The organism is Herbaspirillum sp. GCM10030257, assembly GCF_042666555.1.
Classification (GTDB): domain Bacteria; phylum Pseudomonadota; class Gammaproteobacteria; order Burkholderiales; family Burkholderiaceae_D; genus Noviherbaspirillum.
Map to the genome: position 1 here is coordinate 35,072 of NZ_JBHTDH010000023.1, position 14,923 is coordinate 49,994.

At 56.3% G+C, this 14,923-nt stretch carries 11 protein-coding genes; 9 read left to right on the forward strand and 2 right to left on the reverse strand.

The window, feature by feature from the left end; all coding sequences use genetic code 11:
* The first annotated feature begins 76 nt into the window (after positions 1–76).
* The 8 genes from ACFQUU_RS23405 to ACFQUU_RS23440 all read left to right on the forward strand — a co-directional run bounded on the left by ACFQUU_RS23405 (position 77) and on the right by ACFQUU_RS23440 (position 11,938).
* Positions 77–955: a CAP domain-containing protein gene (locus ACFQUU_RS23405; RefSeq protein ID WP_382250532.1), complete on the forward strand. Its 879-nt coding sequence runs from the start codon at positions 77–79 to the stop codon at positions 953–955.
* Positions 956–1,128: 173 nt separating this feature from the next.
* Complete coding sequence (locus tag ACFQUU_RS23410) at positions 1,129–2,064, forward strand: diacylglycerol/lipid kinase family protein (RefSeq protein ID WP_382250533.1); 936 nt, start codon at positions 1,129–1,131, stop codon at positions 2,062–2,064.
* 29 nt (positions 2,065–2,093) lie between these two features.
* The gene (locus ACFQUU_RS23415; RefSeq protein ID WP_382250534.1) at positions 2,094–2,795 is read left to right on the forward strand and encodes a phosphatase PAP2 family protein; all 702 of its coding nucleotides are present in this window, start codon (positions 2,094–2,096) and stop codon (positions 2,793–2,795) included.
* A gap of 176 nt (positions 2,796–2,971) precedes the next feature.
* Positions 2,972–3,412 carry an Hsp20/alpha crystallin family protein gene (locus ACFQUU_RS23420; protein WP_382250535.1) on the forward strand — a complete coding sequence of 147 codons (441 nt, stop codon included), beginning with the start codon at positions 2,972–2,974 and terminating at the stop codon, positions 3,410–3,412.
* A 15-nt stretch (positions 3,413–3,427) separates the two neighbouring features.
* The gene (locus ACFQUU_RS23425; protein ID WP_382250536.1) at positions 3,428–3,859 is read left to right on the forward strand and encodes an Hsp20/alpha crystallin family protein; all 432 of its coding nucleotides are present in this window, start codon (positions 3,428–3,430) and stop codon (positions 3,857–3,859) included.
* A gap of 553 nt (positions 3,860–4,412) precedes the next feature.
* Positions 4,413–7,244, forward strand: a complete 2,832-nt coding sequence (locus ACFQUU_RS23430; protein WP_382250537.1) for a PAS domain-containing protein — start codon at positions 4,413–4,415, stop codon at positions 7,242–7,244.
* Positions 7,245–7,373: 129 nt separating this feature from the next.
* Positions 7,374–8,057, forward strand: coding sequence for an SDR family NAD(P)-dependent oxidoreductase (locus ACFQUU_RS23435; protein WP_382250538.1), 684 nt, complete (start codon positions 7,374–7,376; stop codon positions 8,055–8,057).
* A gap of 311 nt (positions 8,058–8,368) precedes the next feature.
* Positions 8,369–11,938: a PAS domain S-box protein gene (locus tag ACFQUU_RS23440; protein WP_382250539.1), complete on the forward strand. Its 3,570-nt coding sequence runs from the start codon at positions 8,369–8,371 to the stop codon at positions 11,936–11,938.
* Positions 11,939–12,022: 84 nt separating this feature from the next.
* On the opposite strand, the gene ACFQUU_RS23445 is transcribed toward ACFQUU_RS23440, so the two are convergent.
* Positions 12,023–13,309, reverse strand: coding sequence for an NYN domain-containing protein (locus ACFQUU_RS23445; RefSeq protein WP_382250540.1), 1,287 nt, complete (start codon positions 13,307–13,309; stop codon positions 12,023–12,025).
* A 295-nt stretch (positions 13,310–13,604) separates the two neighbouring features.
* On the opposite strand from ACFQUU_RS23445, the gene ACFQUU_RS23450 reads away from it, so the two are divergent.
* A complete protein-coding gene (locus ACFQUU_RS23450; RefSeq protein ID WP_382250541.1) occupies positions 13,605–14,171 on the forward strand; it encodes a restriction endonuclease in 567 nt (188 codons plus the stop codon).
* Positions 14,172–14,360: 189 nt separating this feature from the next.
* Here the strand turns inward: ACFQUU_RS23450 and ACFQUU_RS23455 are convergent, their stop codons facing one another.
* On the reverse strand, positions 14,361–14,801 hold the full coding sequence (locus ACFQUU_RS23455; protein WP_382250542.1) for a hypothetical protein: 441 nt from the start codon (positions 14,799–14,801) through the stop codon (positions 14,361–14,363).
* Positions 14,802–14,923 lie beyond the last annotated feature (122 nt).

Genomic DNA, 14,923 nt, shown 5'->3' on the forward strand with positions numbered 1-14,923 from the left:
ACGGTTGTCACAACGATTGCCAACACAACAGGCTATGCATATTGGGGCGGCCCAACGAACAGAGGAAGACGGGAACATGAAAACCAGTACCAGCATCACCCTGCCATATGCTCCTTCGTTGGCGTTGCTGCTAGTTGCCGCTCTTGGCCCATCCAGTGCCTTCGCCAATCCGCAAGAAACCAGCAAGCTGGAGAACTTGATTAATCGCTATCGCGCTTCGTCACCAGCATGTGAAGGGCGACCGGCCCTACACGCCGATGCGTTGACATCACTTCCCTCTCTCGCACAACTCAATTTATCACGCGGCAATCAACTGGATCATGCATTGAGACAGGCTGGTATCAGAATGGCGCGCGCCGAAGCCATTATGGTGTCCGGTCCGCAAAACGCTGACGCAGCCATGAACGCCATCAAGAACAAATATTGTGAAGCCCTGGTAAGACCTGAATACACGCTGATCGGCGTGTCGCACGAGGCCGGTACATGGCGCATTATCCTTGCACGACCTTTGCTGTCAGAAACGATGGGCACCAGTGCGCAGGCTGGAAGAAAAGTCCTCGATCTGGTAAATGCGGTGAGATCAAAACCGCGTGTTTGCGGCGACAAGCGGTATCCCGCCGCACGCCCGCTTGCTTGGAACGACACACTGGCGAAGGCGGCTTTGATGCATAGCAGTGATATGGCAAAACAAAATTACTTCCAGCACCAGGATAAAGAAGGCGTCACCGCCGCCGAACGGTCACGGCGAGCGGGATATCGGTGGCAACGCATCGGAGAGAACATCGCTGCCGGTCAGGGCTCACCACAAGAAGCAATGAAGGGCTGGCTGGCCAGTCCCGGCCACTGCGCCAACATCATGGACCCCGATTTTTCCGAGATGGGCGCGGCGTTTGCCATCAGTCAAACCAGCGATGCCGGTATTTACTGGACGCAGGTATTCGGAAAACCGCGATAGATCCGTCCTTTCCCGATGTTCAAGCCAAACTTTGGGATCGACTTGACCGACCGCAATATGCTGCGAACCTGGCACAGGCTTAATATGGACTACATGGCTACCCTGCGTACTCCAGTTTTACCATACTGCGTGAAAAATGATGCCGCCGGGAGACGCAAAGACTTTCCAAACGCATGACCTCAGCGCCAGGTAACAACTCCTGCTTTCATGTCATCGTGAATGCCCGTTCGGGCAGGACGGATGCCGAGACCAAATGCACTATCATCCGCAGTGTATTGGAAGCCGCAGGTCGCGATTACACCCTGGAGGTCGTCGACGACGCCAAGGCCTTGCATGTAACTGCCCATCGCACGGTTGAACGCGCCCGCCAGGGTTCTGGCGTAGTCATCATTGCCGGTGGCGACGGCAGTATCAATACTGTCGCACAGGCCGTGCTGGGAAGTGGTTGCGCCTTCGGTGTCTTGCCACAAGGTACATTTAATTATTTCGGCAGGACGCATGGCATACCAGAGGACCTTGCCGATGCGACACGCGCCTTGCTGACTGCGAAGGTCTGTCCGGTTCAGGTGGGCCTGCTTAATAATCGGATCTTTCTGGTCAATGCGAGTATGGGTTTATATCCCAAGCTGCTGCAGGACCGCGAAGCATACAAGCAACAACTGGGACGCAGTCGGCTCGTCGCCTTATGGTCGGCCTTTGTAACCCTGTGGCAGAATCACAGGACACTGCGTGTACGCATTGATGAAAACGGACAAGCGCGGGATATCCTGACCAAGACCGTTTTTGTCGGTAACAACGCTTTGCAGCTAGAGCAGGTCGGCATTCCGCTGGCATCACAGCTCGCAGAAGGCCAGCTTGCAGTGGTCACACTGCGGCCTGTTGGCACACTGACGCTGCTCGGTCTTTTACTGCGCGGCGCCTTCGGCAAACTGGATGACGCCGACAGCATCATCAGTTTTGCCGCAAAAGAATTGACGGTCAAGCCACGGTTTGCTCTGTCCGCATGGACCAAGGTCGCCACCGATGGCGAAATTTTCTGGCTGCGGGCGCCGCTACGCTTTACCGTGGCTCCCGAACCGCTTTTCCTGCTTAAGCCGGCGAGCGCATAATTTCTAGTCCTTTATCCAGAACGATTTTCATGGAAAACAAATCACGCAGAGCAGTGCGTTCCATCCAACGACTGATGCATGGCCGCTGGCTGCAGATGGCCTTGCTGTTTGCCGGTGTCCTGGCACCCCTTTTCCTGTTTGGCGAACTGGCCGAAGACGTTCTTGAGAAGGAAACTTTTTCATTTGATCGCCCTATCCTGCTGTTCATGAAAAGCCATGCTACGCCGATGCTCGATAACGTTATGCTGTTCTTTTCACAGGCCGGGTCGATTCGCATGCTGGGACCTTGCGCGCTGGCGCTGGCCGGCTACCTGATCGTCCGCAGTCACTGGGCACGTCTGACCTACTGGGTGCTGGGCTTTGGCGGCGCTCTCCTTCTGAACATAACCGCCAAACAAGTTTTCGCACGCACTCGGCCGGACCTGTGGGTGTCCATTGCACCGGAAACTTCCTATAGCTTTCCAAGCGGTCATGCGATGCAATCGATGGCTTTTGTAGCCGCCCTGATGGTGATTGTCTGGCATCGGCGCGGCGCAGGAGCAGGACTCTTGCTTGGTGCGGCTTTCGTCGCGCTGGTCGGTCTTTCACGCGTCTATCTCGGTGTGCATTTCCCCTCGGATGTACTCGCCGGCTGGACAGCTTCGCTGGCCTGGTGCATAGGCCTCGCTATTATTCTTGGCAAGCGGTTGCGTCCTTCTACAGCACCTTCTGCGCCGCCAGGTTTTCCCTGAGAAAAGCCTGCACCATTCAATACACCCTCCAGTTTTCTTAGGCTCTGAACCATGAATTTTTAAGATTCAAAGGGCTTGAAAAATTTTTGTGTGAACACCATAAAGTAGGCATACGAGCCCATGCCAGTGACGGGCTTTTGTCTGAGCCACATTCATTCAACCGTATGGAGGACAGCATGCTTTACAGATCAATGTTCCCACGCGATATTTTCTCTGAAATGGATCGCCTGCAACGGGAAGTCCAGCAGATTTTCGATATTGAACCCAGCATACGCGGCATTGGCAGGGGCGGATTTCCGGCATTGAATATCGGCACCACACCACAGTCGGTAGAAATGCTTGCGTTCATGCCCGGCCTGGATCCGGCTTCGATTGAAGTCAATCTCGAACGCGGCGTGCTGACAGTCGCCGGCGAGCGCACGGACAGCTTATCAAGTGAGGAGCAGAAAGCCACCGTGCATATCAACGAGCGTTTCGCTGGTCGATTTAAGCGAGTGGTAAGCTTGCCTGACGATATCGACCCCGATGGCGTATCTGCCCGTTATGTTGACGGTGTTCTGCGCATCAGTGTGAAACGGCGCGAAGCAGCGCAGCCTCGGCGCATTTCGGTACATTGAACATGGAGGACGATCATGGCTGAAAATACCAGTATTACGACAGGCAACGGCGAGCACACCAACGCCGTCAACACTAGCAATGCCAATAATGACGCGCGCGTTGCGGCGCGGCAGGAACCGGCCCTGACTCCAGCCGTCGATGTAATTGAGGATGCTTCGGGGATCACGCTGTTTGCCGACCTGCCCGGTGTGCCAAAAGACAAGCTGAATCTCCAGCTCGACACCGATAGCCTGATCATCGAAGGTGAGGTTGCGATCGATGCACCGGAGAACATGCAGTCGAGCCACGCCGAAATCAAGGTACCGCGCTATCGCAGGTCATTTACTCTGTCGAAAGAACTTGACGCGGAAAACGCGGCTGCAGAATTCAACCATGGAGTTTTGAAGCTGCGCATCCCCAAAGCAGCGCACGCTCAGCCGAAGAAGATACAGATCAGCGTGACCTGAATGGGATCTTCTTACAGCAAAGCAATCGTGCTTACGGAGCTTCCGGTGCGCGGAAGCTCCGCGAAGCGTTGTTGCCGATGTTACGGCACCTGATGCATCAAATAAGGCTGGCTCCGGTCATGGCTGGTCCCAAGGGGTTCGGCTACCCGCGTATATGCACCACGCTCTTGCATCGTTCGCATTGATAACTATTCGAGAGCGCCATTTCAATCATGGTGTCGACGGTTTCCATCGGTCTTGCATGGCCCCACAACAAGCAAATCAGTTTAAGCATTTTCACTTCTCCTCTTGACCATGAGAGCGCTATCGCGCCTGACCGCAGCAGACTGAAATTCCTTCAGCCGCAGTGCTCAGGGCACGGCGGACATACCTCATCGTAGTGAAAAAGACAGGCGCGGCACAGTACAATCCGCTTCAAGTTGTCATTAAGCAACGAACTCTCTTTAAATCTCTCCGTTTTCGAAGGTGTGGCCTGCGCGGTGCCTGGTTAAAGGTATGGCATGATTGGCGTTCTCTCAGCAATAGGCAATCATTCGCACGCTTGCGGCCCGCCATGGCAGAACAATCTCTCCAGTATCCGTTTTCCCGCGCCAGCGACCAGATCGACGCCCTTGGCCGTGATCTTGACCGGTGCAAAACTGCGCTTGGCGGGCCCGACACGTGGCCGCGAGCGCTCCGCAATACAGTCCAACTGATATTGGGATCGCAGTTTCCGATGTTCGTGCTGTGGGGAGAGCAACTCCTCTATGTGTACAACGATGCCTATCGCCCCATACTCGGCCCCCGTCATCCCGAGGCGCTGGGTCAGTCATTTACATCCGTCTGGCCAGAACTGGTTGACTCGGAAATCATGTCGATCATTCAACGCGCCATGCAGGGAGAATCCGCTTTCTTCGAGAATATGCCGGTCACACTGACGCACAACGGATACCCGGAGCAGACCTGGTTCACATTTTCCTATTCGCCGGTGCGCGATGATACCGGACAGTTTGCCGGCGTGATTTGCATCTGTACGGAGACAACGGCGCAAGTCCTTGCAGAGCAGGCGCGCGACCGCGCGGAAGCCGAGCTGCGCGACAGCGAGGACCACTACCGGCATACGGTCGAACTGAATCCTCACGTCCAGTGGACTGCGCTTCCTGACGGTCAACTGGACCGGATCTCACAGCGATGGTACGACTGGACCGGCACTTCGGGTCTGGGGCAATCCTTGCACAACGCTACGCATCCCGACGACCGTGATCGCGCATTACAAGCCTGGAACACCGCCTTGTCAACCGGCGCACCTTACGACATCGAACTGCGTATCCGCATGATTGGTGGCGCTTACTACTGGATGCATTCACGTGCATATCCGCGCCGGGACCCGTCCGGCAAGATCGTGAAATGGTACGGAACCACGCAGAGCATCAACGACCTGAAGCAGGCACTGGAAGAGCTCGCCGCGCGCGAGCGGGAATTCAGGACGTTGGCCGAAGCCATGCCAAACCACGCGTGGGTCGCCAACAGCGATGGCAATATTTTTTGGTTTAACCAGCGTGTTTATGAATATACCGGGGTCGTGCCCGGTGAACTCGACGGCAATACATGGATCAAGGTGGTGCATCCCGACGACCACCCCGCTACGCTGGCCAACTGGCAAATGGCGTTAAACCGTGGCACTACCTACCAGAACGAATATCGGCTTCGGGAAGGGGCGACCGGAGAGTGGCGCTGGTTCATTTCACGCGCGCTGCCCTTGCGTGATAGCGTCGGACGTATCACGCGCTGGATCGGAACCAACACGGATGTGCACGAGCAAAAGCTCGGTTCCGAGCAACTGGCGGACCTGAATGCCCATCTTGAAAAAGAGATTGCCTACCGCACTGCGGATCGCGACCGCATGTGGCGCTTGTCAACCGATATCATGCTGGTTGCCCGATTCGACTCCACCATCATGTCAACCAATCCCGCATGGTTTGATTTGCTCGGATGGGAGGAGCATGAGCTCAAAGGCCGCCCGTTCATGGAGCTGATTCATCCGGACGACCTCGACGCAACGCTGGCGGAGGCTGGACGACTGGCACATGGCATCAAAACACTACGTTTTGAAAATCGCTACCGCCATCGCGACGGATCTTACCGTTGGCTGTCATGGACTGCTGTTCCGGACGCGTCGTTCATCCATGCGCTTGCTCGCGATATCACCGAGCAGAAGCGGCAGGCCGAGACCCTGCAACATACTGAACAAGCCTTGCGTCAGGCACAAAAAATGGAAGCTGTTGGACAACTGACGGGTGGCATCGCTCACGATTTCAATAACCTGCTTGCCGGCTTGGTGGGTAACCTGGAGATCCTGCAGTTTCGCCTCGACCAGGGCCAGACGGATAACCTGACCCGCTACATTGAGGGCGCGCAGAGTGCAGCTGACCGGGCTGCAACACTGACGCAGCGCCTGCTGGCATTCTCACGCCAGCAAATTCTTGCGCCCAAGCCCGTATCGGTCAATCAACTGGTGGGCTCGCTGAAAGATTTATTTCAGCGTACCGTCGGCCCCGGCATCGTCATGCGTACCGAGCTGACTGAAGACATATGGCCCACATTATGCGACGCGAATCAACTGGAAAGTGCCGTTCTCAATTTGGTCATCAATGCGCGCGACGCCATGGCTGGCAACGGCCTGCTCACGATTGCTTCTGCCAATGTCACCAGGGAAAGCGCGGTCGCAGGCTTACCGAATACTGTCCCTGACGGCCAATATGTCATGTTGAGCGTGATCGACGACGGTAGCGGGATGCCGCCCGACGTTCTCAGCCGTGCCTTCGACCCATTCTTTACCACTAAGCCTCAAGGTCAGGGCACCGGACTCGGACTATCGATGGTCTATGGCTTTGTCACGCAATCGGGCGGCCACGTCCGTATCGACTCGGCGCCCGACACCGGCACAACGGTAAAGCTTTACCTTCCGCGTTACCTGGGTAATGCACTTCCCCAAACGGCGATCCCTGCCGGTGCTGAGCCCACGCCTCCGATAGCAAGTCGCGGCAGGATCATGGTCGTGGAAGACGAAGAGGATATACGACACGTCCTTACCGAAATGCTCGCCGAATGGGGCTATTCGCCAATAGCCATGGCAGACACGGTTTCGGCCCTCGCCATGCTGGACTCCGATGCGCCGCTGGACCTGCTGGTTACCGATATTGGCCTGCCGGGCGGGATGAACGGTCGCCAGCTTGCCCAACATGCCAGAGTGCGCCGGCCGGATCTGAAGGTGCTGTATCTGACCGGCTTTGTCGAGGACTCCGATGCGCGCACAGAAGCACTCGAAGGCCGCACAGAACTGGTGACCAAACCTTTTGCACTCGATTTGCTGGCCAGACGGATCAACGCCATGCTGGCATCCTGAGTCGCCATTCGGAATCGTCTGGCGTATGTCTTGCGTATTTGCGATGAAGTGAAAAAGACGGAATTCCAAATTGCCGGGCACAACGGAAGCAAGTAAGCTTGGAGCCCAAAATTTTGACGGAGGTTTTATATGGATTTTTCCAACCAGACAGTCGTTGTCACCGGCGGCACCGGCGCATTGGGTGCGGCGGTGGTCGACACCCTGCTGAAAGCCGGCGCACGCTGTGTGATTCCCTACATTAATGAAACCGAAGCAAAGGCGCTGCGGGCCAACGACAGGCTCAGCCTCGTACCCTGCGACTTGTCCGACGAAGCCCAGGTCGCCGCCTTGTATGCCGCTGCGGGAAAGTTAAGCGCCTCCATTCATATTGCGGGTGGCTTTGCCTTTGCGCCCATCGGGGAATCCGACAAGGCAGTGTTAATGAAAATGCTCAACATGAACCTGGTGAGCACCTATCTGTGCTGTCGCGAAGCGATCAAGGCATTCGGTGACGGAAGTGGTCGAATTGTGAACGTCGCGGCGCGGCAGTCCCTGGAGCCGCGCCTGGGCAAATTCACCACTGCCTATACTGCCAGCAAGGCTGGCGTCGCTGCACTGACCCAAGCCCTGGCCGCCGAAGTGGCCCCGCGCATCCTGGTCAATGCTGTGGCCCCTTCCATTATCGACACGCCAGCCAACCGTGCGGCCATGCCTGATGCAGACTTCAGCCAGTGGCCGAAAGCGGAGCAAATCGCTGCGACTATCGTGTTTCTGGCATCGACGTCCAATCAACTTGGCAGCGGGGCTATCGCGCCCATCTACGGCGCTGCCTGAAGCAGTGCAAGGCGAGGCGTACCGGCGGTAGTACGTAGTAGGAGCCGGACACGCCTCGCTTGACTACCTGCACGGCAATCCGGTGTTCCCTTACGCCCTTCCTTGCCTGTTATTTAATATTCTCTGACTCCCCTGCTGTTTCCGTCGTAAATCAGTCATTCAAATGGCTCCCGTCCCCAAAGATCGTCTGTTCTACGCCACTTTTCTGGATTAATCCTGCACTGCGCGGTATTCTTGCCGTACAGAAACCACAACGCCGTTCCGGTACTGTAAATCGCCCCTGCCAGTTCAATTTCCTATTCTTATAATAAATGGCCCCCTTGAACCTGGACGGCATCCCTGCCGGTCTTCGTCAGCTAGCAGATTCGGCCTCCATCCTGTTTTGGATGTCGGATTGCAACGATGTTTGTACCTACCTCAACCAGTCCGCTTACGAAGTCTTGGGTGAGCAGTGCTCGCTTCCCACGAGAATCTGGGCGCAGTTCATGCATCCGGACGACCGTCAGCGATTGAGCCCGCTGATTGTCCGTGCGAAGCAAGAAAAAAGGGAATACCAGCTTGAATACCGGATCGTCAAAAGCGACGGTTCGGTGCGATGGGTGATGCATGCAGCAGCGCCGCGCATTTCCGCTACCGGCGTCTACGAAGGCTACATGGGAGCCATCGTCGATATCTCTGCGCAGCGCGAAAGCCTTGCCAAGCTCGCCAAGAGCGAGGCGACCTATCGCCTGGTGACGGACAACAGTTCGGACATCATCAGCCATCACGCAGCCGATACAGGAGAGTACCTTTATGTATCGCCTTCCGTAACCCGGATCCTGGGCTATGGGCAGTCGCAGATGCTGGGGACCAAGGTCTACGACTATGTCCATCCCGACGACATCAACACCATTCGTGATGAAGTAGCCCGCCAGGTACTCGGCGCGTCGGATGTTGCCCTGGTCGAATTCCGGATCCGGGACAAGGCAGGCGCCTACCGCTGGTTCGGCACAACGCTGCAAGTCCTGGTCGATCCACTGACGGGCGTCAAGCTGGGCGCAGTGGCCGTATCGCGCGATGTTACGGCTGAACGTCAGGCGAAAGAAGACATCCGCAAGCGCGAGGAACGCTTTCGCAGCCTGACCGCACTGTCGTCAGACTGGTATTGGGAAACGGATGAAGAAGGCCGTTTTACCTTTATTTCGGATGGCTTGTATCGCCTTTGGGGGACACTGCCCGCCGACGTGATCGGGAAAACCCGGACGGAACGCGCCGCTGATCCCGCGCAACCCGGGCTTCTTGAGTATCGCGCAAGGGTAGACCGGCGAGAGCCCTTCAAAGATCTTCATTATTCTACTTTTGTCGCAATAAAGGGAGCGGTGCGCCACTCGAGCATCTCAGGCGAACCGGTTTTCGAGAATGAGGTTTTCAAGGGATATCGCGGCATCGGTCGCGATATCACCGACGAGATTGAAGTTGCCAACCGCCTTGCCCAATTGGCGGAAGAAAACAAGGCGCTGATTGAAAACTCGCTCGACATCCTCGCACTGCTTGACGAGAACGGCACTTTCCTTCGCGTCAACGATGCGGTACGCGATGCACTTGGATTCGAACCTCATGAACTGATAGGACGGCAATATGGCGAGTTCCTGCATCCGGAAGACGCCGACCTCACCAAGTTGATCGATGCCGGCCTGCGTTCCGGCGACAACACCGTCCGTGATTTCGAGAACCGCTGGATAAAGAAGGATGGCAGCATCGGCTACCTGTCGCTCGCGGTACGATGGTCGGAACGCCAGAAGCTCATGTACGCGACCGGACGTGACGTGACCGAGCGGTATCAGACCCAGCGGGAACTGCAAAAATCCAAGGACCGCCTGGCGGCCATTGTGGAAAGCATTGGCGATGCGTTCTTCACGCTCGATCGCAACTGGCGCGCCATCTATGTCAACGAAAAAACTGCGCGCTTCATCGGGCGCAACCGAGATGAGCTGATTGGCCAGATATTATGGGAAGTGGTGCCGGAGGTACTGGATTCTTCCATCATGACCTACTACAGGCAGGTAATGGAAACCGGCAAGCGTGCATTCTTTGAAACGTATTGGCCACCTTCCCATGCCTGGATAGAGATCCGCGTATATCCGAATGAAGACGGCATTTCGGTGTACTTTCACGATATCACTGCACGGCGCGAAGCCGAAAACACCATACGCGCCAGCGAGCAGCGTTTCCGGGACGTGATTGAAATGACGCCGGCTGGTTATATCCTGACCGACGCGGAAGGTGCGCTCCTCGACGTCAATCCTGCACTGTGCGATATTGCCGGCTATCAGGAAGCTGAGCTGATCGGCCACAACATTTCCGTGCTGTTTCCGGTTTCTCCGTTTGGCAATGCGTTGTCGACGCACGACGGCATGTTGGTAATTCATGCCAAGGAAGCCGTCATCCGTCACAAGAATGGCGGCGACGTGTTCGTGCTGGTCAATGCCAACATCGATCGCGACCCGCAAGGCAATGGACGGTCGATTACCGCGTTTGTCACCAATATCACCGAACGCAAACAGGTGGAGTCGCGGCTGGAGCAACTCGCCACGCACGACACGCTGACCGGATTACCCAACCGCGCGTTGCTCAATGAACGGCTGCAGCACATGCTGGAAATAGCCGATCAGAACGGAACGGTTGCCGTGTTTTTTCTGGATCTCGACAGCTTCAAGGAAATCAACGATTCTCTTGGCCATACACCGGGCGACATGCTGCTATGCGAGGTGGCGCAACGACTCCGGAGTAATTTGCGACCGGGAGACATCGTCGCGCGTCTCGGCGGAGATGAATTTGTCGTTGCGGCACGCTGCACCAAGGGCGCTGTATCGGCAACACGCATCGCCGAAAAATTGATTTCCGCATTCGCCGAACCGGTTCACGTGGATGGACATGAAGTGTTCGCGCGCGCCTCGATCGGCATCAGCATGTACCCACAGGATGGCGCAAGCAAGGAAGTACTGTGCCAAAATGCCGATACCGCAATGTATCAGGCCAAGTCGTCCGGGCGGAATTGCTACCGGTTTTTCAAGGAGGAAATGAGCATCCAGGCGAAGGAACGCATGACCCTGGAAAACTCGCTGTACCGGGCGCTCGAGCGCAATGAGCTCGAACTGCACTATCAGCCGCGGCTTGACCTCCAATCCATGACTGTAGTGGGCATGGAAGCGCTGATACGCTGGAATCATCCTCACCTGGGGCGCGTGTCGCCGCTGGACTTTATCCCGATCGCCGAAGAACGCGGCCTGATCAATGAGATCGGTAAATGGGTACTGGAACATGCGTGCATGGAAACCCAGCGGCTTACAAACAAGCTGGGGCATGCGTTGCGCGTGTCGGTCAATCTGTCGGCAATTCAGCTCAGGAACAAACACTTAATCGAGCATGTCACTCAGGCCTTGCAGCATGCCGGGTTGCATAGTTCACAGCTCGAACTGGAGCTGACGGAAAGCGCGCTGATTGAAGACATGAAACAATCGGCTGACGCTTTTCGCGAACTGAAAAAGCTGGGCATATCGCTTGCCGTCGATGATTTCGGCACTGGTTATTCCGGTCTTGCATATCTTGGCCATTTCCCGCTTGATGTGCTGAAGCTGGATCGTTCCTTCGTCAATCAGCAGGACAATGACAATGGCAATTTCCGGGTGATCAAGGCTTTCATTGACATGGCGCATTCGCTTGACCTGTCGGTGGTGGCCGAAGGCGTCGAACGCGAAGAGACTTTGCAGTATCTTCGCTCGGTCGACTGCGACGAGGCGCAGGGCTATCTCTTTGCACGGCCACTCGCTGCCCATGAGCTTGAGGAATTTCTGGTACAGGCGCTGTCCCTGCGTGCGACTGGCGTGGCAGCACTCAACTGATTTATCTGCTGTCTGGGTCCGCCTTACGTTGACGCCGCTTGGCTTACTCGATGCAGCCGCCTCAACAGTACCCTGGCCCAGCGCTTATTCGTTCCCGTTTGTAATTTCGGTCTTGCGCGGACGTCTGCCGCGGGTTGTGGCTTTCCGTGCCGGCTTGGTTGGGGTTTTTGCCGGGGTATCGGATGTCACAAGATTTTCCCCTGGTGATTGCACCGTTTCGGCAGCTGATCGCGATGGTGACTCTGGTGCCTCTGGTCTCGCCGCCGACTCTGGTACAGCTACGGCAGGCTGTACCGGCACCTCAGGAATCGCATCAAGCGGCAGCGACATCGACGATGCTGCGGGCGATGCAGTGTCCGCCTTTTTTGCCGCGGTCTTGCGTCCCCCACGTCCGCGCCGGCGCGGCTCGCTCTTGCCGGCGGTCTCCTCTGAAGAATCCGGCTCCATGGCCGGAGCCACGATGACAGGAGCGTCCACGGGTACCGCGACCATCAGGTCAATCGGTGCGGCTTTTGGTGTCTCTGGAACCGGTTCGCGGACCGGTGTGGCGCTGTTGCTTCGGTACACATAAGCGCCAGACTTTTCGTCACGGCCAAACTCGAGCAGGCCACGGCTCTGTGCCTCTTCAAGCAGATTGCCGAAAGTGCGGAAGCCATAGTACGACTCGCTGAAATCAGGCTTGCGTCGCTTGATTGCTTCTTTCAGTACGGACGCCCAGATCTTGCCGCTGTCACCGCGCTCGGAAAACAGTGCTTCGAAGGTTTCCACGGCCATATCGATTGCCTGGCTGCGACGCGACTCAAGTTCTTCCTTCCGACGGTGCTCTTCATCCGGCGCACGTCTCGGCGCCGGCGACGTTGCCCGCGCATCGCGTTTGGCTGCCGCGCGTCGGCTTTCTCGGACCAGGTCGTCATAGAAAATAAACTCGTCGCAGTTGGCGATCAGCAGATCCGACGTCGACTGCTTTACGCCGACGCCAATCACATGCTTGGCGTTCTCGCGCAGCTTGGACACCAGCGGCGAAAAATCCGAATCGCCGCTGATGATAACAAAGGTGTTGACATGGGACTTGGTATAGCAAAGATCCAGTGCGTCGACGACCAGGCGGATATCTGCGGAGTTTTTGCCGGACTGACGCACATGCGGAATCTCGATCAGTTCAAAGTTAGCCTCATGCATGGTCGCCTTGAAGCCTTTGTAGCGGTCCCAGTCGCAATAGGCTTTTTTGACCACGATGCTCCCCTTGAGCAGTAGACGTTCAAGCACCGGCTTGATGTCAAACTTTTCATATTTGGCGTCACGCACTCCGAGGGCGACGTTTTCAAAATCACAGAACAGCGCCATGCTGACGTTTTCTTGGGGTGGAGGCATAGGAAATCAGGGTAAGTTGAGGGCACGGTTCCGTTCCTTGCTGATCCAGCCGGCCCGGTTCGTCCGTGTTGCAAGTCCTGCATCTTACGCTGTCACGGCATAAATCTCTAGCAGCGGTTTCCAGGCCGACACAAGGGCGGTTCGCGCATATGGCGCTTTAAGAGGCGGCATTTGATGCACGGCACGTCCGACGCCAGTAAAATGCCGGCACTATTCACACGCCGGAGCAAGCAATGCATAGCAGCATACGATCTACCACAACGTCTCGATTGACTCTGGCTATCCGAGGTGTCGCATGAAACTGAAAATGGCGGAAAGATCCTTGTTTGCCATCCTGTTGCGTTCGCGCTGGTGGATCAGTTTTGTCATTGCCATCGTGCTGTCACTGATCGCCAGCGTGATGCTGCCGCGCCAGTACGCGATACTGGCCCCGTCCGCCGGTTTCCCATTTTTTGTCATCGGTGTGATCGCCGCATGGAAGCAGTTGCGCGCTCCCAGTCCGTCCCGTGTGGCACGTGCGCGAGAGGTGTTCGCCGACATGTCATGGCGCGATTTTTCCGCGGCGGTGGAGCAGGCTTATAAACAGCGAGGCTATACGGTTAGCCGGTGTGCGACCGATGCCGCCGATTTCGAAATCACGGGCAGTGACGGCAAATCACTGGTCGCCTGCAAGCGCTGGAAGGCCGCCGGCACTGGCATAGAACCATTGAAGGCGTTAAACGCGGCGGCACAGAAGGCGGCTGCTCGTCCTGTCTACATGACACTTGGCACGTTAACGGCCCAGGCCCGCGCCTATGCCGCGGATAACAATATCGTGTTGTTGCAGGACGCAGAGCTGGTTGGGTTTGTACCGAAGTCGTAGTCATTCTTTTGCCATTCCTTTGCCATTCTTTTGCCCCACTCAATACACCTCGACCTGCCGGCAAGTTCATCGTAGAAAAGAATTGGCGCGAAACGGCATTTAAAAGCGCCTTACAACAGACACATAAATTCCTCCATCAATAACCGGGCTCGTTGAAATCCACGGCCCCGGTTATTGAAGCAACCTGACTTATTTCGCCTGAGGGGTGGCTGCGTCCGATGAATTGGGTGCTGCCCCTGATTCATTAGGTTTGGCCTTATTTCTTGCATCGCGTTTTGCGTGCATGTCCGCATGATGCTTCTCGTAGCGGGCCGCCAGCTCGTCAGCCGTCACGTAGCCATCCGAATTGGTATCTGCCTTCGAAAACGCTTCGGACTGACGAGCAAGAAATTCTTGACGGGAAACCTTGCCATCTTTGTCGGTGTCCAGCGTTGACACCTGATTCTCTGACATTTTCTTTGCATCCGGTCGGCCATGCCGGCCATCATGGCCACGGTGATGCATCCCCGTTTGTTTCTCCGTACCAGTTCCCTGCTGCTCCGTCCTGGAGGGCGTCGATGGGGTGCCGGTCTGCGCATAAGCGGCAGCAGTTGTCGCGAGCAAGGACGCCAAAATAAGTGAATGTTTCATGATCATGTCCTCATATTGAACAAGCGTTGATGTAATTGCCTGAGGTCCAGTATATGCGGTGGTTGTTCGTGCGGTTGAACCTTTACAGGTGCTTGCATCCTTGAGCCCATGGATACATGGAG

Coding starts and splice junctions, on each gene's coding strand:
- ACFQUU_RS23405 (WP_382250532.1), top strand. CDS start 77: ATGAAAACCAGTACCAGCATCACCCTGCCATATGCTCCTTCGTTGGCG.
- ACFQUU_RS23410 (WP_382250533.1), top strand. CDS start 1,129: ATGACCTCAGCGCCAGGTAACAACTCCTGCTTTCATGTCATCGTGAAT.
- ACFQUU_RS23415 (WP_382250534.1), top strand. CDS start 2,094: ATGGAAAACAAATCACGCAGAGCAGTGCGTTCCATCCAACGACTGATG.
- ACFQUU_RS23420 (WP_382250535.1), top strand. CDS start 2,972: ATGCTTTACAGATCAATGTTCCCACGCGATATTTTCTCTGAAATGGAT.
- ACFQUU_RS23425 (WP_382250536.1), top strand. CDS start 3,428: ATGGCTGAAAATACCAGTATTACGACAGGCAACGGCGAGCACACCAAC.
- ACFQUU_RS23430 (WP_382250537.1), top strand. CDS start 4,413: ATGGCAGAACAATCTCTCCAGTATCCGTTTTCCCGCGCCAGCGACCAG.
- ACFQUU_RS23435 (WP_382250538.1), top strand. CDS start 7,374: ATGGATTTTTCCAACCAGACAGTCGTTGTCACCGGCGGCACCGGCGCA.
- ACFQUU_RS23440 (WP_382250539.1), top strand. CDS start 8,369: ATGGCCCCCTTGAACCTGGACGGCATCCCTGCCGGTCTTCGTCAGCTA.
- ACFQUU_RS23445 (WP_382250540.1), bottom strand. CDS start 13,309: ATGCCTCCACCCCAAGAAAACGTCAGCATGGCGCTGTTCTGTGATTTT.
- ACFQUU_RS23450 (WP_382250541.1), top strand. CDS start 13,605: ATGAAACTGAAAATGGCGGAAAGATCCTTGTTTGCCATCCTGTTGCGT.
- ACFQUU_RS23455 (WP_382250542.1), bottom strand. CDS start 14,801: ATGAAACATTCACTTATTTTGGCGTCCTTGCTCGCGACAACTGCTGCC.